The 17775-nt window shown below is 68.2% G+C and carries 15 protein-coding genes and 1 tRNA gene; 8 read left to right on the top strand and 8 right to left on the bottom strand.

Translation table 11 applies throughout. From position 1 onward, the window contains the following. Positions 1 to 15: 15 nt before the first annotated feature. A complete protein-coding gene (gene cysK / locus PHA84_RS14560; RefSeq protein WP_270888847.1) occupies positions 16 to 942 on the bottom strand; it encodes a cysteine synthase A in 927 nt (308 codons plus the stop codon). A 254-nt stretch (positions 943 to 1196) separates the two neighbouring features. Between cysK and PHA84_RS14555 the strand changes: the two genes are divergently transcribed. Next, entirely contained in the window at positions 1197 to 3611 is a 2415-nt protein-coding gene (locus PHA84_RS14555; RefSeq protein WP_270888846.1) for a (Fe-S)-binding protein, read from the top strand. Positions 3612 to 3664: 53 nt separating this feature from the next. Here PHA84_RS14555 and PHA84_RS14550 read toward each other — a convergent pair whose 3' ends face one another. The 4 genes from PHA84_RS14550 to PHA84_RS14535 are packed head-to-tail and all read right to left on the bottom strand — an operon-like array spanning position 3665 to position 7129. Further along, a complete protein-coding gene (locus PHA84_RS14550) occupies positions 3665 to 4594 on the bottom strand; it encodes an ABC transporter substrate-binding protein (protein WP_333742331.1) in 930 nt (309 codons plus the stop codon). Positions 4595 to 4614: 20 nt separating this feature from the next. Continuing rightward, positions 4615 to 5370 (bottom strand): ABC transporter permease, encoded by a 756-nt coding sequence (locus tag PHA84_RS14545; protein WP_270888845.1) that lies wholly within the window; start codon positions 5368 to 5370, stop codon positions 4615 to 4617. Continuing rightward, a complete protein-coding gene (locus PHA84_RS14540) occupies positions 5367 to 6014 on the bottom strand; it encodes an ABC transporter permease (protein ID WP_270888844.1) in 648 nt (215 codons plus the stop codon). The genes PHA84_RS14545 and PHA84_RS14540 overlap by 4 nt, the downstream gene beginning before the upstream one ends. After that, positions 6011 to 7129: an ABC transporter ATP-binding protein gene (locus PHA84_RS14535; protein ID WP_270888843.1), complete on the bottom strand. Its 1119-nt coding sequence runs from the start codon at positions 7127 to 7129 to the stop codon at positions 6011 to 6013. Before PHA84_RS14535 ends, PHA84_RS14540 begins: the two co-directional genes overlap by 4 nt. A 105-nt stretch (positions 7130 to 7234) precedes the next feature. Between PHA84_RS14535 and PHA84_RS14530 the strand changes: the two genes are divergently transcribed. After that, positions 7235 to 8692, top strand: a complete 1458-nt coding sequence (locus PHA84_RS14530) for an aromatic amino acid ammonia-lyase (protein WP_270888842.1) — start codon at positions 7235 to 7237, stop codon at positions 8690 to 8692. Here PHA84_RS14530 and PHA84_RS14525 read toward each other — a convergent pair. The 3 genes from PHA84_RS14525 to PHA84_RS14515 all read right to left on the bottom strand — a co-directional run bounded on the left by PHA84_RS14525 (position 8689) and on the right by PHA84_RS14515 (position 11337). Continuing rightward, a complete protein-coding gene (locus PHA84_RS14525) occupies positions 8689 to 9342 on the bottom strand; it encodes an alpha/beta hydrolase family protein (RefSeq protein WP_270888841.1) in 654 nt (217 codons plus the stop codon). The genes PHA84_RS14530 and PHA84_RS14525 overlap by 4 nt on opposite strands. 105 nt (positions 9343 to 9447) lie before the next feature. Continuing rightward, complete coding sequence (gene dcd, locus PHA84_RS14520; RefSeq protein WP_270888840.1) at positions 9448 to 10023, bottom strand: dCTP deaminase; 576 nt, start codon at positions 10021 to 10023, stop codon at positions 9448 to 9450. 60 nt (positions 10024 to 10083) lie between these two features. Continuing rightward, positions 10084 to 11337 carry a low temperature requirement protein A gene (locus PHA84_RS14515; protein ID WP_270888839.1) on the bottom strand — a complete coding sequence of 418 codons (1254 nt, stop codon included), beginning with the start codon at positions 11335 to 11337 and terminating at the stop codon, positions 10084 to 10086. Between the two features lie 95 nt (positions 11338 to 11432). Here PHA84_RS14515 and PHA84_RS14510 point away from each other — a divergent pair. From PHA84_RS14510 to PHA84_RS14485, 6 genes are all read left to right on the top strand, one after another. Then, a tRNA-Gly gene (locus PHA84_RS14510) sits at positions 11433 to 11503 on the top strand. A 581-nt stretch (positions 11504 to 12084) separates the two neighbouring features. Then, the gene (locus PHA84_RS14505) at positions 12085 to 13203 is read left to right on the top strand and encodes a patatin-like phospholipase family protein (protein WP_270888838.1); all 1119 of its coding nucleotides are present in this window, start codon (positions 12085 to 12087) and stop codon (positions 13201 to 13203) included. 135 nt (positions 13204 to 13338) lie between these two features. Further along, complete coding sequence (locus PHA84_RS14500) at positions 13339 to 14076, top strand: hypothetical protein (protein WP_270888837.1); 738 nt, start codon at positions 13339 to 13341, stop codon at positions 14074 to 14076. A 27-nt stretch (positions 14077 to 14103) separates the two neighbouring features. Beyond that, positions 14104 to 15519: a TRAFs-binding domain-containing protein gene (locus PHA84_RS14495; protein WP_270888836.1), complete on the top strand. Its 1416-nt coding sequence runs from the start codon at positions 14104 to 14106 to the stop codon at positions 15517 to 15519. Positions 15520 to 15712: 193 nt separating this feature from the next. Next, complete coding sequence (locus tag PHA84_RS14490) at positions 15713 to 16618, top strand: toll/interleukin-1 receptor domain-containing protein (RefSeq protein WP_270888835.1); 906 nt, start codon at positions 15713 to 15715, stop codon at positions 16616 to 16618. Between the two features lie 13 nt (positions 16619 to 16631). Next, on the top strand, positions 16632 to 17765 hold the full coding sequence (locus PHA84_RS14485; protein ID WP_270888834.1) for an STING domain-containing protein: 1134 nt from the start codon (positions 16632 to 16634) through the stop codon (positions 17763 to 17765). Positions 17766 to 17775 lie beyond the last annotated feature (10 nt).

Genomic DNA, 17775 nt, shown 5'->3' with positions numbered 1-17775 from the left:
GGGAACCGCCGCCGATCAGTCGAGGAGGTCGGAGAAGAGGATGGTGGACAGGTAGCGCTCGCCGAAGGAGGGGATCACCACGACGATCGTCTTCCCGGCGTTCTCGGGGCGGCGGGCGACCTGGTCCGCTGCCGCGAGGGCGGCACCTGAGGAGATGCCCACGAGCAGCCCCTCCTCCTTCGCGGCCCTCTGCGCCCACTGCACGGCGGTCTCGGCGTTGACGTCGATGACCTCGTCGTAGATGTCACGGTCGAGGATCTCCGGGACGAAGTTGGCGCCGAGGCCCTGGATCTTGTGCGGGCCGGGCGCGCCACCGTTGAGGATGGGCGACTCGGCCGGCTCCACGGCGATCATCTGCACCTCGGGCTTCCGCGACTTGAGCACCTGGCCCACGCCGGTGATCGTCCCGCCCGTGCCGATCCCCGAGACCACGATGTCGACCTGGCCGTCGGTGTCCTTCCAGATCTCCTCCGCGGTGGTCTTGCGGTGGATCTCCGGGTTGGCCTCGTTCGCGAACTGCCGAGCGAGGATGCCGCCGCGCTCCGCTGCGATCTCCTCCGACTTCGCCACGGCGCCCTTCATGCCGAGGGCGCCCTCGGTGAGCACCAGCTCCGCCCCATACGCCCGCAGGAGCGCCCGCCGCTCCTTGGACATGGTCTCCGGCATGGTGAGCACCACCTTGTAGCCACGGGCTGCCCCCACCATGGCCAGCGCGATCCCCGTGTTGCCGGACGTGGCCTCGACGATGGTGCCGCCGGGCTTCAGGTCACCGGAGGCCTCCGCGGCGTCGATGATCGAGACGCCGATGCGGTCCTTCACCGAGGAGGCGGGGTTGTAGAACTCGAGCTTCGCCGCGACCGTCGCCTCGCTCTGGATGAGGCGGTTGATCCGCACCAGAGGCGTGTTGCCGATGAGCTTGGTGACGTCGTCATAGATGGGCATGCGCGCTTCCTTGCGTTGAGGGTTCCCGGGCTGGCTCCCCGAGGACGCGGGCGTTCGCCATGGTCAGCGAACTGGACGTTATGCATATTCCAACAGATCGTTATGCCTTCTGGCAACGGACGTCCGGTCACCGACACGGGGCTCCAGCGCACGCTCGCCCCGCGCCCTGGCTGTCCCTTGCGGGTGCCTCGGTACGGTGCGGCGCTGGTCACAGAGCCTGGGGGCCTCGTGCACCGATAAGTAGAGTGACGCGCATGTCTGCGCTCCAGATCGTTGCCCTCGTCGTCTGTGTCCCGGTGGCGTTGGCGGGAGTAGCGCTGTTCGCCCGGGTCGTGAACCACTTCGTATCCGTGTTCCGGCTCGGTCAGCCGGACGCGACCCGCACCGGCGACAGGGGCGCGCGGACGGTGACGCTGCTGCGGGAGTTCCTGGGGCATACCCGCATGTCGCGGCTGCCGGTGGTGGCGGTGGCGCACTGGTTCACGATGGTCAGCTTCGCGGTGCTGTTCTTCACGCTGGTGAACGCCTTCGGACAGCTGGTGTCGCCGGAGTGGACGTTGCCGTTGGTCGGGCACTTCCCGCCGTTCGAGTGGGTGACGGAGCTCTTCGCCTGGGCGGGGCTGGCCGGCATCGTCGTGCTGATGGTCATCCGCCAGCGCAACCACCCCCGGTCGGCTGCCGGTGGGGGCGGCCGGCGGTCGAGGTTCTTCGGGTCGACGTTCTGGCAGGCCTACTACGTCGAGCTGACGATCCTGGGCGTGACGGTCTGCATCCTGACGCTGCGCGGTCTGGAGTATGCGCTGGAGAAGGCGGCCGGGGGTGGGCACGCGACCGCCCTTCACTTCCCGATGACGGGGTGGCTGGGCGGGCTGTTCGGCGGGGCCAGCGTCTCGTCGCTGGAGAACGCAGTCGTGGTCGTCGCCGCGGTCAAGATCCTCATCTCGTTCGCCTGGATGATCACCATCTCCCTGCAGCCCACGATGGGCGTGGCGTGGCACCGGTTCCTGGCGTTCTTCAACATCTTCCTCAAGCGGCACGCCGACGGGCGCACCTCCCTGGGGGAGCTGCAGCCACTGATGGTCGGCGGTAAGCCAGTGGACTTCGAGAACATCGAGGACCTCGACGAGGACGCGGCCCTGGGCGTGGGGAAGGTGGAGGACTTCACCTGGAAGGGGTTGCTGGACTTCACCACGTGCACCGAGTGCGGCCGCTGCCAGTCGCAGTGCCCGGCCTGGAACACCGACAAGCCACTGTCACCGAAGCTGCTCGTGATGGCGTTGCGCGACCACGCGCATGCCAAGGCGCCGTGGCTCCTGGCGGCCGAGGAGGACCGGCCCGCGCTGGAGGAGTCGAACGCCGCGCTGGCCTCGCTGGTCGGTGCGCCGCTGGTGGGCGACACCGGCTACGCCGCGCTGGCCAGCACGAGCACCGAGCACGACACCGAGGCCGCCCAGGGCACCCACGGGGCCGGGGAGCGCGCCGGCCTGCTGGCGGCGTACAACCCGCACGGACCCGAGGCGGTCATCGACGCCGACGTGCTGTGGTCGTGTACGACCTGCGGGGCGTGCGTGGAGCAGTGCCCTGTCGACATCGAGCACGTCGACGCCATCGTCGACCTGCGGCGCTATCAGAACCTCATCGAGAGCGCGTTCCCGGCCGAGCTGGGTGGGCTGTTCAAGAACCTGGAGAACAAGGGCAACCCCTGGGGTATGGCGGCCCGGGCGCGGCTGGACTGGGCGAAGGACCTGCGCTTCGAGGTCAAGATCCTCGGTCAGGACGTCGAGTCCGCCGACGAGGTCGACTACCTGTTCTGGGTCGGCTGCGCCGGCGCGTACGAGGACCGTGCCAAGAAGACCACCCGCGCCGTGGCCGAGCTGCTCGACGCCGCCGGGGTGAGCTTCGCAATCCTGGGTGACGGCGAGTCCTGCACGGGTGACTCCGCCCGCCGGGCCGGCAACGAGTTCCTCTTCCAGATGCTCGCGCAGCAGAACGTCGAGACCCTCAACGAGGCCGGCGCCACCAAGATCGTGGTCACCTGCGCGCATTGCTTCAACACCATCAAGAACGAGTACCCCCAGCTCGGCGGCAGGTACGAGGTCGTCCACCACACCCAGCTGCTCAACCGCCTGGTCCGCGAGAAGAAGCTCGTCCCCGTGGCCCGCCCAGCCGATGCCCCCGGGCAGCCGTCCCCGAAGTCCACCGCCAAGAACGTCGCCTCGACCGCGCCCACCGTCACCTACCACGACCCGTGCTACCTCGGCCGCCACAACGGCGTCTACGCCCCGCCACGGGAGCTCATCGGCGCCCTGCCCGGCGTGCAGCTCACCGAGATGGAGCGCACCAAGGAGAAGTCGTTCTGCTGCGGCGCCGGCGGTGCCCGGATGTGGATGGAGGAGAAGCTCGGCACCCGGATCAACACCAACCGCACTGAGGAAGCGATCTCCACCGGCGCCGAACGGATCGCCATCGGCTGCCCGTTCTGCCGGGTGATGATCTCCGACGGCCTCACCGCCGCGCAGTCCGAAGGCCGCGGCGACAACGTCGAGGTGGTGGACGTCGCCCAGATGCTCCTCGCGGCCGTCAAGCGCCCCGGAGGCGAGGCGGCTGGGCCTGAGGCCGGTGAGCCGACGCACCCCAGTCCTGACCCGGAACCCGCGCCCGTCGGCTGACCGCGGGGCGGCTCAGGCCTTGACCCGCGACGCCTGGGTGAGACCGCTCTTGCTCAGGCGAGGCCGCTCTTCGACAAGAAGTCCTTGGCCACGACGCTGGCGTCCTTCTTGTCCACGACGACCTGCGTGAGCAGCGCGGTCAGCGTCGCGGTGTCCAGCTTGGCCGACACGGCGTTCAAGGCACCCTCGATAGTTGGGTTGCTCTTGCTCTTCGTGATGAGCGGTACGACGTTCTGCGCCGCGAACATGCTCTTCGGGTCCTCGAGCGCCACGAAGCCGTTGGCCGGGATGTTCGGGTCGGTGGTGAAGAGGTCACCTGCGTCGATCTGGCCGTTCTTCAGGGCCTGAACGGTAAGGGGCCCACCGGCGTCGAGCGCCCGGAACGTCTTGAACTCCACGCCGTAGATCTTCTTGAAGCCGGGCAGCCCCGTCAGACGCGTCTTCCACTCGGGGGGACCGCCGGCCGTGAGGTTCTTCGACTTGGAGGCGAGGTCGGCGATGGACTTGACCCCGAGCTCGTCCGCCTTGGACTTCTTCATCACCAGGGCGTCCTTGTCCTCGGCAGCCGACTTGTCGAGGACCGTGAGAGTGGCCGGTAGGGCGGCCTTCAGCTCGGCGTAGACGCCGTCGGAGTCAGTCGCCTTGGCGGACTTGTTGAAGTACTGCGTGAGCACCCCGGTGTACTCGGGGATCAGGTCGATGGAGCCGTCCTTCAGTGCGGGGATGTACGCCTCACGGGCACCGATGTTCAGCTTCTTGGCGACCTTGACGCCTTTTGCCTCGAGCGCTCCGGCGTAGATCTCGGCCAGCAGTGCGCTCTCGGGGAAGTCAGCCGACCCGACGGTGAGGCCGCCGGAGGACGAGCCGCCCGAGCTGCTGCTGCTGCTCGTCGACAGGGGGTCGTTACCGGAGTTGCCGCAGGCCGCGGCGCCCATCAAGGCAGCCACAGTGGCAATGCTCAGGGTGATCTTGCTCAGCTTCACGGTCCCGCTCCTCCGAAGGTTCAACTGGCCTGGGGGTCCACCGTACGCCGCAGCGCACCAATCTCTACAACCTTAGGGGTATTTGACCGCCCCCTGGACCTGCCTGTCAGTCCAGGCGACACGGCATACCTCTGCGCCACCGCGAGAAGGAGGTCGACGAGCAGGGCGAGCACTGCCACGAGCAGGGCGCCCGCGACCATCTGGGGGAACTCTCGGATCTTCTGACCGTCGATGAGGAACCGTCCCAGTCCGCCGGTGCCCGCCACCGCCGCGATCGTGGTCGTACCGATGACCTGCAGCGCCGCGGATCGGAAGCCGGAGAAGATCAGGGGCAGGGCGTTCGGGACCTCGACCCTGCCCAGGACCTGCGAGCCGGTCATGCCCATACCCTTGGCTGCGTCGCGCGCCGCGGGGTCCACGCCCTCCACCCCCGCGTAGGCGCCCGCCATGATCGGTGGGATGGCAAGCACGACCAGAACGATGAGGCTGGGCACGAGGAACGCGACGTCGCCGCTGAGCTTGGGAAACAGCCAGAGCACCATGAGGTACAGCAGGCCCAGGCTCGGGATGGCTCGAGCGGCGCCTGCCAGGTTGACCACGAGGAACCGCCCCCGCCCGGTATGTCCGATGGCAAGGCCCGCGGGGATCGCGAGCACTGCGGCGATGGCCAGCGCCAGCCCCGAGTACCACAGGTGCTCGCCCAGCCTGGCCGGGATGCCCTCCGACCCGGACCAGTGCTCGGGGTCGGTGAGCCACCGGACGATGTTCTGGATCATGCGCGTCCTCCAGTGGCCCTGATCCAGGGCGTGAGCACCCGGGTCACGCCGATGATCACCACGTCGAAGAGCAGGGCGAGGACGATGCAGGCCACGATTCCCACGACGATGGGGTCGTAGAAGTCGCGGTTGAAGCCGTCGGTGAAGAACAGGCCGAGCTGCGGGATGCCGATGATGGCAGCGACGCTGACGATCGACACGTTGCTGACTGCGGCAACTCGCAGGCCGGCTGAGATGACCGGCACCGCGAGTGGAAGCTCGACGGCGAAGAACCGCTTGACCCGCGTGTACCCCATGGCGGTCGCGGCCTGCTGCACGTGCTCTGGGACCGCACCAAGCCCGTCCGCGACCGTGCGGACCAGCAGTGCGACGGTGTAGAGGGTCATGGCGACAAGGACGTTGACGGGGTCGAGGATCTGACGGTGGATGATCGCCGGCAGCAACACGAAGAGGGCCAGGCTTGGGATGGTGTACAGCAGCCCGAAACCCGCCGTGAAGGGCGCGTAGAGCGCCTTGTACCGTCGAGCCAGCCAGCCCAGCGGCAGGGCGAGCAGCAGGCCGAGCAGCAGCGGCAGGCCCGCTAGGTAGACGTGCTGCAGGGTGCGGTCCTGCACGTCACCGAGATGGTCCAGGAACCACGTCATGACGACGACGCACCAGGGTGGTCCGCGTCGACCAGCTCCGGGCGTGCGGTCTCCTCGATGGCTGTGAGCACCTCGTGCGCCTTGACCGTCCCGACGAGGGCCCCCGAGTCGTCGACGATGACGCCTCGCCGGCTCGGGCTGGACAGGGCAGCGTCCAGAGCACCGCGCAGGGGACCGCTGGCCCGGGCCACCGTCCCGCCGCGATGCAGCATCTCGGTGGTGACCTCCCCCCGCACGCGCTCCGCCTGCACCCAGCCCAGAGGGTGGTTGTCCCCGTCCACCACCAGGACCCAGCCGTCGTCCCGGTCGCTCACGCGTTCCCCCAGCGACACGGTGCTCTCTGCGGCCAGCGGCAGGTGCGGGGTGGGCTGGAACGACAGCGCGCGGTAGCCGCGGTCCCGGCCGACGAAGTCGGCGACGAAGTCGTTGACAGGGTGGGCGAGCAGGTAGGCGGGGTCGGCCAGCTGCGCGAGATGGCCCCCGACCTGCAGCACGGCCACCTGGTCACCCAGCTTGATGGCCTCGTCGATGTCGTGGGTGACGAAGACGATCGTCTTGCCGAGATCGCCCTGCAGGCGCAGGAACTCGTCCTGGAGCTGCTCTCGGACGACCGGGTCCACCGCGCTGAACGGCTCGTCCATCAGCATCACCGGCGGGTCCGCCGCAAGGGCCCTGGCCACGCCGACGCGCTGCTGCTGCCCACCGGAGAGCTGGGCCGGGTACCGCTTGGCGAACGCGGTGGGCAGGCCGACGCGCTCAAGCAGCTCCAGCGACCGCCTCTCCGTCTCCCGACGGTCCATACCCAGCAGCCGGGGGACGGTGCCGACGTTGTCCAGCACCGTGCGGTGGGGGAAGAGTCCCGCGTGCTGGATCACGTAGCCCATGCCGCGTCGCAGCTCGGACTCCTTCATCCGACCGGTGTCCTTGCCGTCCAGCGTGATGGTCCCCGAGGTCGGGTGGATCATCCGGTTGATCATGCGCAGGGAGGTCGTCTTGCCGCAGCCCGAGGGCCCCACGAGCACCGTGATCTTTCCGCTCGGCGCCTCGAGGCTCAGATGGTCGACGGCTACGGTGCCATCGGGGTACTCCTTGGTGACACCGTCGAAGACGATCATGGCGATCAACCTAACCCAGCGGCCTGACAGCGGGCAGCCCCCTTGCCCCCGGGTCGAGGGTGCCGCGGCGACGGTGGAGCCGTATGTCGCGTGGATACTTGCGCTGTGACTCAGGCGCTGCACCTGGACGGCCACGGACTCGACCTCGACGGGCTCCTGGCCGCCGCTCGTGGGGTCGCGGCCACCGTGTCCCCGGACGCGCTGGCGCGCGCAGAGTCCTCGCACCGTCTTGCCGCGGAGGTCAGCGCCCGGCAGCCCGTGTACGGGCGGACCACGGGAGTGGGCGCAGCGCGGGACGAGAGCACCAGCTCGTCCGTCGAGCATGGGCTGCGGCTGTTGCGCTCCCACGCCGCCGGCTGGGGTGAGGTGATCCCCGGACCGGTCGTGCGGGCGGCTCTTGCCGTCCGGGCCAACCAGTTGCTTGCCGGTGGCTCCGGCGCGAACCCGCAGCTCGCGCAGGCTCTTGCCGAGCTCGTCGGAGGGGACGAGGACAACCTTCCGGTCGTGCACCGGTACGGGTCCCTGGGCACCGGCGACCTCACGGCGCTCGCCGAGGTCGGACTGGCCCTGATCGGTGAGCGGGAGCGGGCCGATGGAGGGCGGCTCACCGACCTCAAACTGACCTCCGCCGACGCCCTGCCCCTGATGTCCTCCAATGCTTTCGCTATCGCCGAGACCGGCCTGCATGCGGCATCTCTGCATGCACTGGCTCGTGCGGCCGACACCGTGTGCGGGCTCAGCTTCGTTGCGCTGCGGGGAAATCCGGAGGCGGTGAGCGAGACCGCCGCTGCCGCCACGCCGTTCCGCGGGGCGCAGGAGGTGGCTCGGGTCCTGCGTGAGCTGCTGGATGGCCAGCCAGGGGAGCCGGCCCATATCCAGGACTTCTTCGGGCTTCGGACGTGGCCCCAGGTGCACGGCCCGGTGCTGGACACGGTCACCGAGCTCAAGTCGGTCGTCGAGGTCGCCGCCAACACCGCCTCCGAGAACCCGCTCTTCACGGTGACGCGGGGCGGCGGCGCGGTGACACACCACGGTGGCTTCCACGCGGCGTACCTGGTGCTGGCCGTGGACTCGACGCTGCTCGCCCTCACCCTGTCGGCCCAAGCCGTCCAGTCGCGGATCAGCCACATCCTCACGGACTCGGCCAGCGGGCTTCCGCTGTTCCTGTCCGATGCGACAGCCGGCTCCTCCGGGGTGCTGATCGCGGAGTACGTCGCGGCGTCCGCACTCTCGACGATCCGCGGAGTGGCCTCCACCCCGTCGAGCGTGCAGACGGCCGGGGTGTCTGCCGGCATCGAGGACGACGCGAGCTTCGCCGGGCAGGCCACGGTGCGGCTGGGCGACGCGACCACCGCCTACCGCAGGATGCTGGCCGTCGAGCTGGTGTGCGCGGTGCGAGCGCTGCGGATGCGGGGCGTCAGTCCGGTCGGCGAGCTCGGTGAGGCGCTGCGGCGTTGTGCGTCGCTTCCCGCCGGGATGGAGGACCGGGACCTGTCGCCGGAGCTCGTCCTGGCCGAGCGGATGGTCGAGGGGTTCGCCGTGACCACCCCGGAGGAACGCTAGGTCGCCCCGCGTCCTGTGCCGCGGGCCGGCCCTTCGGGGAGCAGGTGGCCAGCGAGGAACCGGGCGGACTCCTCGTGCCACCGGCCGGCCTCGCGCAGCATGGCGTGCCCCTCGCCGTCGACGGGCTTGAACGTGACGTCGACGCCCCTGGCGGCCAGCGCCGCTGCGTACCGCTGCGAGCTCCTCGGCGAGGTCATGCGGTCTCTGGTGCCGTGCATGACCAGCAGGTGCAGCCCGTCATGGGACACCGGCCGGTCCCCCGACTCGACCCAGGGGGCCAGCGCCGCGATGGCTCGGACCCGTGCGTCGTCCCCGAGATGCAGCGCGACCCGACCGCCCATGGAGTGACCCAGCAGGCCGATGGGCACCCCCGGGTGACGCGAGCTGAGCTGGTCGAGAGCCAGCCGGGCATCGGCGAGCGGACTGGCGGCCGAGCCGTTCCAGCCGCGCACGGCATACCGCAGGGCTGCGACCGCGACCTCTCGACGGCCCGCTTCGGCGACGGCGAGCTCGAACGGACGCATGCGCCATACCGCCGGCTGCCATCGGCTCACCGGCTGCTGGCTGCGCGCCTTGCCACCGTGGAGCACGAGCACGACTGCGCGCGGGCGCTCCACCGGTACGGGCCAGAGCAGACGAGCCGCGGGCATGCTTCTCCTCAGGGGTGGCGACATCGGATGTTCGAGACCGTGACGCCTTCGGATTGCCGACCCTCCGGCGAGGGCTCCGCGGGCCGAGCGGCTCGCCCTCGGACGTCAGACCTGCGTCGTGTGGAAGCTCTTGAACGACCGGCTCGCGGTCGGTCCGCGTTGTCCCTGGTAGTGCGAGCCGTACTTGGCCGAGCCGTACGGGTTCTCGACCGGGCTGGACAGTCGGAAGAAGCAGAGCTGGCCGATCTTCATCCCGGGCCACAGCTTGATCGGCAGCGTCGCGACGTTGCTCAGCTCCAGGGTCACGTGCCCGGTGAAGCCCGGATCCACGAAGCCGGCCGTGGCATGCGTGAGCAGGCCCAGGCGGCCCAGGCTGGACTTCCCCTCCACCCGGGCGGCCACGTCGTCGGGCAGCGTCACGGTTTCGTAGATGGACCCCAGCACGAACTCCCCGGGGTGCAGGACGAACGGCTCACCTGGGTCCACCTCGACCAGCCGGGTGAGGTCGGGTTGTTCCTCCGCAGGGTCGATGTACGGGTACTTGTGGTTGTCGAACAGCCTGAAGTAGCGGTCGAGACGCACGTCGATGCTCGACGGCTGCACCATCTCGGGATCCCAGGGGTCGAGGATGACCCGTCCGGCCTCGATCTCTGTCTTGATGTCGCGGTCGCTCAGCAGCACGGGGAGAGAGTAACGCGAGGACCCCCACGCCTGCGGGCGTGCGGTCGGCTGCCGTCGTCGTCAGACGTGCGGCACCGCAGCGGAGATGGAGGCAAGCTGGCGCTGCGCCACGATGACGTGCTGGGCGACTGCGCCGGCCGCCGCGAGGCCGATCAACAGGACAGCCAAGGGCATGTCCAGGCCGAGCGAGGCGATGCCGAGGACGACGACGGCGAGGGTGATCGCGGGCACGGCAGTGCGCACGTCGTGGTCCGCGGCGGAATGGAGGACGGCCAGGGTCAGGGCGTACACAGCGATGGGGACGGCCAGCGCAGTCCCAATCGCCCGTGAGGAGCCCGAGGCCTGGTGCTCCACGACATCGACAGCGGATGCTAGGGCCGCCCCGACGGCGGCTACCGAAGCGAAGATCGTGATGTGAGCGTAGGAGAAGGCCCAGGTCATCGTGCGTCCGTGGCCGATGAGGTCGACGTGGTCGCGCTTGAAGTACAGCCACCACAGGGAGAAGACGATGAGCAGACCCCCGACCGCCAGGCCCAGGAGGCCCGGCGTCAGGCCCGATCCCTGACCTGCCCCCTCCGCGGCCGGATTGCCGCCCTGCGCCGCCGGTTTCGCAAGCACGCCCTGGATGGCCTGGACACTGGCGAGAATGACCTCACCCAGAACGATGATGGTGAACAGCCCGTACCGCTCGGCGATGTGGTGCGGGTGGAACGGAGTCGGGCCGCCTCGCTGCTCGGCCATCCAGGGCACCGTCAGCTCCGCGAGGACCAGGAGGGCGAACGTCGCGTACAGGGTGCCGCTGCCGTGCAGGGCCAGCCGGCCGATCCAGAGCAGCTGCACGACGGTGATGCCGACTGCGTACGTCAGGGCGGTGGTCCGATGGTCGGGGTCGCCTGCCGCGACACGCAGCCAGAGCGCCACCATGGCCAGCCGCATCACGGCGTACCCCACGACGACCGCGACGGACTGCCCGTCGTCGAACAGGTCAGGCACGCCGGCGGCCAGGAGCAGCGAGCCGGCCATGATGGCGAAGGTCAGCAGGCGGTAGAGGACGTCGTCGCAGTCGTACGCTGACGCGAACCACGCATAGTTCATCCACGCCCACCAGATCGCGAAGAACACGAGGATGAAGCCGGCGACGGCCTCGTAGTGGGCCGTTGACAGGCCGTGGTGCAGCTGCGCGGCCGCGCTCGAGATGGCGACGACGAAGACGAGGTCGAAGAAGAGCTCGAGCGGCGAGGCGACGCGATGCGGCTCGGTCGGGTCCCGGGGGCCCATCCTGCCAGCCAGGGGGATGAGGTTGATGGCGCTCACGGACGGAGCGTACGGCTGCGTGGCGACAGGGTGGCGTCCGGTGGGGGCGCGGGTCGGTTAGACTTCCTGCCGCATCGCCATCCCAGGCGGTCTTTGCCGGTGTAGCTCAATGGTAGAGCGCCAGCTTCCCAAGCTGGACACGCGAGTTCGATTCTCGTCACCGGCTCAAACGGAGCAGACCCCCGACACGCTTTTCCTCGGGGGTCTGCTCCGTTTATTGAACGCTGCCGAGAATCGGGAGGAGGCAGGGAGCGACGCAGGAGCGACCGCGTCGCTGATGGCGCGCGATGTTGGTGTGCCGGTGCGTGCCCACGTGATGCCGAGGTACACGTCGTAGTCGACGGGGAGATGCTTGTCGATCACATGCTGTGGGGCGTCGCCGCCGACGTCGGGAAAGGCGTGCGTCTCGGGCTGCACCAGCTCGAACCGCATGTCCTACGTCGGCGCCAGGTACTGCACGGTCTCATCGATGTCACGGATGAGGTTCGCGACCTGGGTTCGCTCCTCGACGTCCGACGGGTGCGACAGAAAGGCACGGACGACGCGAGGTACTGACCCTTTGACTTGGTGATGACGGTGTCGCTCGAGGCGCCTGACCCGGCCAGAGTGTGCCACTCGTAGAGTCACGGGTAATACGCTGTTTGCGTGAGCCTCGCTGCACTTGTCCCAGCCATCCTGTGAAGACCGCGTTTGAAACCGATTGATGTGCCTTGATGTCCGAGCGGCTGTGCGGCCTAAGGAGGGAACATGGCACTCACAGAGGTTCTGCGGCCCAAAGAGAAGCGCAAGCTCTTGGCACTCGACGGCGGAGGAATTCGCGGGCTGATCACAATCGAGGTGTTGGCGGCGATCGAGGACCAGCTGCGAGGCGAGCGGGGAAGCGACTTCAGACTTGCCGAGGAGTTCGACTACGTGGCGGGAACGAGTACGGGTGCGGTCATCGCCACCTGCGTCTCGCTCGGCATGAGCGTCGACCAGATCCGCACCTTCTACCTCGATAGCGGCCGCGAGATGTTCGACAAGGCGAGCCTGCTGAGGCGGTTCCGCAACAAGTACGAGGACGATCGTCTTGCCACCAAGCTCCGGGAGGTCATCGGCGGGGGCACCACTTTCGGGAGCGAGAGCCTTCGCACCCTGCTCCTCATCGTGATGCGCAATGCCACCACCGACTCCCCCTGGCCGCTGTCAAACAACCCGCAGGCCAAGTACAACCTCGCCACGCGGCGCGACGAGGGAAGGGCGAACAACCTCGATCTGCCCTTGTGGCAACTGGTCCGGGCGAGCACCGCCGCTCCGACGTACTTTCCCCCGGAGGTCATCGACGCCGGCGGACCGGGGCCCTTCCTCATGGTCGACGGTGGCGTGACGACATACAACAACCCGGCGTTCCTCCTGTTCCTGATGGCCACGGTCGAGCCCTACAACCTGCAGTGGCCCAGTGGCGCCGAAAGGTTGCTGCTCGTCTCGGTCGGGACCGGAACCAGCCCGAAGGCCAACCAGGACCTGGCGCCCGAGGACATGAACCTCCTCTACAACGCCAGCTCGATCCCCTCTGCGCTGATGTTCGCCGCACTCAACGAACAGGACCTGCTCTGCCGCGTCTTTGGCGAATGCCGGCATGGCGACATGCTCGACCGCGAGGTGGGAACCATGGTCGGGGCCCGGGGTCCCGCGGAGCCGAAGCTCTTCACGTATGTCCGCTACAACGCCGAGCTCACTCGTGACTGGCTCGATGCTCAGGGACTGGGTCATATCAACCCCCAGGATGTGCAGGCGCTGGACTCCACATCCCACATGGCCGAGCTGGCCGAGGTCGGCCGCGCGGTCGGCCGACAAGTCCAACCCGAGCACTTTGCCGGTTTCTGACGTGTCAGCCGCCCTTCAGGTGCCCGGGTCAGCGAGCCCGGCGGCGAACCGGTTGGTTTCGGCCAACCGCACGACCGGCAAGAATCGCTCCATGTCCGAACCACGCTGTGGGAGCGCCAGGGGGGCTCTGCAGACATGAGGGCGTTCCCGATCGAGGTCGGCGGCGGAGTCGCGACCTGTGTGCGCGTTCAGCAGCCCGACAGCCTGCCGGCCGCACTTGCCCTGGCTGGTCTCGGCCCACCCCGGCCCGTGGTGGTCGTGGTGGGAGGTGCCAGCGGGCTCGGTGACGCCAACCTGGAGCGGCTTGCTCCGCTCTTCGCGGACGGACTCGTGCCGGCGCTGGAGCGGGCCGGCGCCATCGCGGTCGACGGCGGCACCAATGCGGGGGTCATGCGCCTGCTCGGCGAGGCTCGACTCGCCCAGTCACGATCGTTCCCCTTGGTGGGCGTCACGGCCGAAGGCACCGTCCGCCTACCGGGTGACGCCCAGGCCAAGCGTGATGCGTCAGACCTTGAGCCGCATCACAGCCATTTCATCCTGGTCCCCGGCGCTGAATGGGGGGACGAGTCGGTGTGGATCGCGCTGACCGCTACGCACCTCGCCAACGGTTCGCCATCCATGACGGTCCTGGTCAACGGTGGCGACATCGCCTATGCAGATGCGTTGCGCAGCGTGCAGGCAGGCCGTCCGCTTGTGGTCGTGGCTGGCACGGGCCGGGCCGCCGATGAGATAGCTGCAGCGATCCAAGGGGAGCCCGCTGACCAGAGGGCCGAGGCCATCGCAGCGTCAGACCTCGTCACCACCGTCGCAGCCGACGACCCCTGGATGCTGCTCCGGGCCGTGACCACGGCGTTGGCACCGGCGTCGGCCTGACCTACGTCAAGCTCCTAGGGAGGCGAGATGCCACAACGTCCGCTGTGCTTCGTTCTCATGCCATTCGGAGCGAAGCCCGATCCATCCGGAGGGCCCGACATCGACTTCGACCGCATCTACACCTCCGCTATCCGACCCGGCATCGAGGGCGCGGGGATGCAGCCAATCCGTGCCGACGAAGAGGAGCTTGGGGGGATCATCCACCGAGCGATGTTCGAGCGGCTGCTCGTCTGCAGCTACGCCTTGGCGGACCTCACGACCAGCAACGCAAATGTGCTCTACGAACTCGGCGTGCGGCACACGGCCCGGCCGGGAACAACGCTGACTCTGTATGCCGCGTCCACGCCGCTCCCGTTCGATGTGAAGCTGCTTCGCGCAGTCCCGTACGAGCTCGGTCCGAGGAACGCGTTTACCGATGCCGAGGCCGCGGCACTACGGTCGACAGTGGAGGCCAAGCTGGCGACCCTCCTCACGGCCAACCAGCACAGCACGATCCGCGACAGCCCGCTCTACCAGCTGTTACCCGGCTGGGATCCCCCGGAACTGTCGGGGAGTGCGGCGGAGTCCTGCCGGGCAGAGGCTCGCGAGACCCAGAAGATCAAGGATGAGCTCGACCGTCTCCGGGTGTTGGGCCTCGAGGAGGGCCAGGTCTCGAGCGTCCGCGACGGCCTGCTGGCGATCCGGTCCGGGTTGGTTGACGGCACGCCCGATACTGGCCTTTTCGTCAAGGTCATGCTGGTGCACCGGTCGATCAGCGACTGGTCGGGCATGCTCGAGGTCGGCGAACTCATGCCCGACGATCTCCAGCGGCAGGTACCCATCCGTCAGCAGCGCGCGTTTGCGTACAACCGACGTTCTGAGGCGGCGTTGGACTCCGGCGATTCGGCTGCCGCGGCGCAGGACAGGAGTCGTGCCGTCGCGATCCTGGAGTCGCTCGAAACGGAACAGGGACCGACGTCAGAGACGTCCGGCCTCCTCGGCCGGACCTACAAGAGCCAGTGGTTGCGGGCGCGGGACCAAGGCCATGATGTCCAGGCGATCCAGTTCCTCCACAAGGCCTTGGATGCCTATCGACGGGGCTTCTACGCCGACTGGAGCGACGTCTACCCGGGTGTCAACACCGCGACTCTCCTCGAGGCTCGGGGAGGGCAGGCGGCCCTCGAGGAACAGGCGAGGCTCCTGCCGATCGTCCGGTTTGCGGCTGAACAGCGGCTCCGCGCTGCGAACCCGAGCTACTGGGACCATGCGAGTCTGCTGGAGCTGCTTGTGCTCCTGCGGGCGGATGACGCCGCCGACGCCAAGGCCGACGACGTTCAGGCCGCCCACTCCGAGGGCTGGCAGACGACAACGACGGCCAACAACCTCAGCATCATCGAGAGCATCCGCCGGGACAGGGGCGAAGAGACCGACAGGCTCCGAGCCATTATCTCGAGACTCGGCTGACAATGAACGACGTCGTCGATCCTTATCCTCCATATGTCAAACGGGGGATCCTACACTCGACTCAACGGAGAAGAGTCAAAGTCGCCCTATGTGCAGCATCACCATGTGAATACCATGAAGAGGACGAACATCGGACGATTCGCGAACCCGGGCCCCCCGGATCGGTGGGCCGACCGTGCGCGGTGGAGGGTGAATGGCAACGGTCTTCATCAGCTACAACGCTGAAGCCGACGAGGCAGCCGCTCGCCGGCTTGCCGCGGACCTTCGTGCGGCCGACCTGGACGTCTGGATGGCATCGGAGAGCATTCGCGCAGGTGAGTCGTTCCCCGCGGCCATCGATCGCGGCCTCGAAGGCTCTGAGTTCGTCATCGTCCTCCTGTCGCCCAGCGCCCTGGCGTCCGACTGGGTTCGAGCGGAGGTGTACGCAGCGTTGGACCGCGCCCATCAGGGACTGACCACCCTGATTCCGGCCCGCCTTCAGCCGGTTGCCCTGCCTCCCCTCCTTTCCGGATTCCAGTGGGTCGACTTCTCCCAATATGAGCAGGGTCTGACCGTACTTGGCACCCTTCTCAGGGTTCAGATCCGGCCCGTCAGCGATGTCCCGACGGTCGAGCCGGGCCGGTCCCGCCTCGACGTCTCGCCCCCTGACGCCTTCACCGCGCGCGCACTCGGTGCCTTGGAGGCAGGAGCGATGGGTGCTGGCTACGCGATCCTTCGCACGAACCCGGCGACCGGTGGAAGCCTCGATGCCGTCATCGAGGTGGCCCTCCTGCGTATCGGCGTGATGGTCCAGCGCCGACCCGCGGCGGTCGGCGAGCTCCTGGGGAGAGTGGAGCGCGAGCTCGGCGTCAACCCCCACCGCGTGGCGGCCATCCTCGCTATCGCGCCAGGCGATGAGACGACGTTGCAGGAGTATCAGCTGCGCGAGGCGGCCACGCCCAACGCGGTCGTCATGACCTGGGCGCCCACTACCGGGATGGACGCCGTGCCCGCGGCTGTCCCGCTCGTCGTCGGACTCATGACCGGTGGCGTGCCGGCAGACATCACAGGTTCGCACCAGCCGTTCGGCGACGGTGCGCACGCCCAACACATGGAGTGAAGGGGGGAGTCTCGTGGCGAGGCAGCTGACGTGCTTCATCATCGGCCCGATGGGAGAGTCCGAGGGGATCGGATCGCGGGCTCGACTGACCAGGCTCAAGAACAACATCGTGCGCCCCGTGTTGGAGACGATCACCGCCGGGACGACGGACTCCTATGAGGTGAAGTCGCCCTTCGACCTGGGACTCGAGGGTGGGAACGCGATCATCCGGGACGTGATCTACAACATCGACCGCGCGGACATCGTCGTCGCCGACCTCACGAATGCGAATCCCAACGTCTTCTACGAGCTTGGAATCACGCACGCCCTGGGACGTCCCTGCGTCGCGGTCCTGCAGGAGGGCCAACCGATCCAGTTCGATGTCAATGCGTACCGCGTCTTCAGGATCAACCTCGATATCTCAGACGCCGGATCTGCCGATGATGCCTATGCCCATGGTCAGACTGCGCTCACTCCCGCGCTCAAGGCGGCGCACTCGGCGACGGACGACTGGTCGAGGCTGGAGAACCCGGTGATCGACTACTACCACGCCCCCATGACCTACGTGAGTCCTGCTTCGGCACTGGCGGACGGCTACTTCAGCAATTTCGTTCGCCCCGTCGTCACGTCGCTCACCCAACGCAGGGGCAATGACTACTTCTTCGACGTCAGCGTGGGCGCCGACCTCGCAACGGCCGAGCCGGGCGATGAGGACAGACTGGAGGCGCTGTCCGCGCACCAGCGCACTGGTCTCGACCTGGAGATCGTGGTGCCGGCGCGCATCGAGCTTGCCAAGCATGACTACGCGGACGACCTGCGGGCGATGGCGCGGCCAGCGAGCGTTGAGACGAGCGGCCGTGCCCTCACCCTGTGGGCGTACCCACGAAGCGACGGCCAGCTGTGCCTGGTCGACATCCCCACGACGATGCGCGGGGTGGAGCCCGCTGTCGATCGCCGGATGCGTTTCCGGGGAACCGACCACGACTCGGAGGAGTGGCGCGCGGTCGAGAAGCAGGAGGTCGACCGCTTCGTGCTGGCGCTGCGCACGAATCTCAAGACCCGGTTCGACAGTGACCGCTTCCGCCGCAGAGTGACGGTGACGCGCTCCGACCAGATCGAGAGGACGGACGATCTCGCGTGGATCAGGTCGGTCCTCCCGGCCGGCTGAGGTCGAGAAG

The organism is Pedococcus sp. 5OH_020 (assembly GCF_027812955.1).
Taxonomy (GTDB): domain Bacteria; phylum Actinomycetota; class Actinomycetes; order Actinomycetales; family Dermatophilaceae; genus Pedococcus.
This window is presented reverse-complemented; position numbering and strand designations above follow the sequence as displayed.

Bases quoted from the DNA above. Each gene is read 5' to 3' on its own strand.
- PHA84_RS14490 (WP_270888835.1), top strand. From the start codon at position 15,713: ATGGCAACGGTCTTCATCAGCTACAACGCTGAAGCCGACGAGGCAGCC.
- PHA84_RS14555 (WP_270888846.1), top strand. From the start codon at position 1,197: ATGTCTGCGCTCCAGATCGTTGCCCTCGTCGTCTGTGTCCCGGTGGCG.
- PHA84_RS14545 (WP_270888845.1), bottom strand. From the start codon at position 5,370: ATGATCCAGAACATCGTCCGGTGGCTCACCGACCCCGAGCACTGGTCC.
- PHA84_RS14525 (WP_270888841.1), bottom strand. From the start codon at position 9,342: ATGCCCGCGGCTCGTCTGCTCTGGCCCGTACCGGTGGAGCGCCCGCGC.
- PHA84_RS14535 (WP_270888843.1), bottom strand. From the start codon at position 7,129: ATGATCGTCTTCGACGGTGTCACCAAGGAGTACCCCGATGGCACCGTA.
- PHA84_RS14540 (WP_270888844.1), bottom strand. From the start codon at position 6,014: ATGACGTGGTTCCTGGACCATCTCGGTGACGTGCAGGACCGCACCCTG.
- PHA84_RS14495 (WP_270888836.1), top strand. From the start codon at position 14,104: ATGCCACAACGTCCGCTGTGCTTCGTTCTCATGCCATTCGGAGCGAAG.
- PHA84_RS14500 (WP_270888837.1), top strand. From the start codon at position 13,339: ATGAGGGCGTTCCCGATCGAGGTCGGCGGCGGAGTCGCGACCTGTGTG.
- PHA84_RS14505 (WP_270888838.1), top strand. From the start codon at position 12,085: ATGGCACTCACAGAGGTTCTGCGGCCCAAAGAGAAGCGCAAGCTCTTG.
- cysK (WP_270888847.1), bottom strand. From the start codon at position 942: ATGCCCATCTATGACGACGTCACCAAGCTCATCGGCAACACGCCTCTG.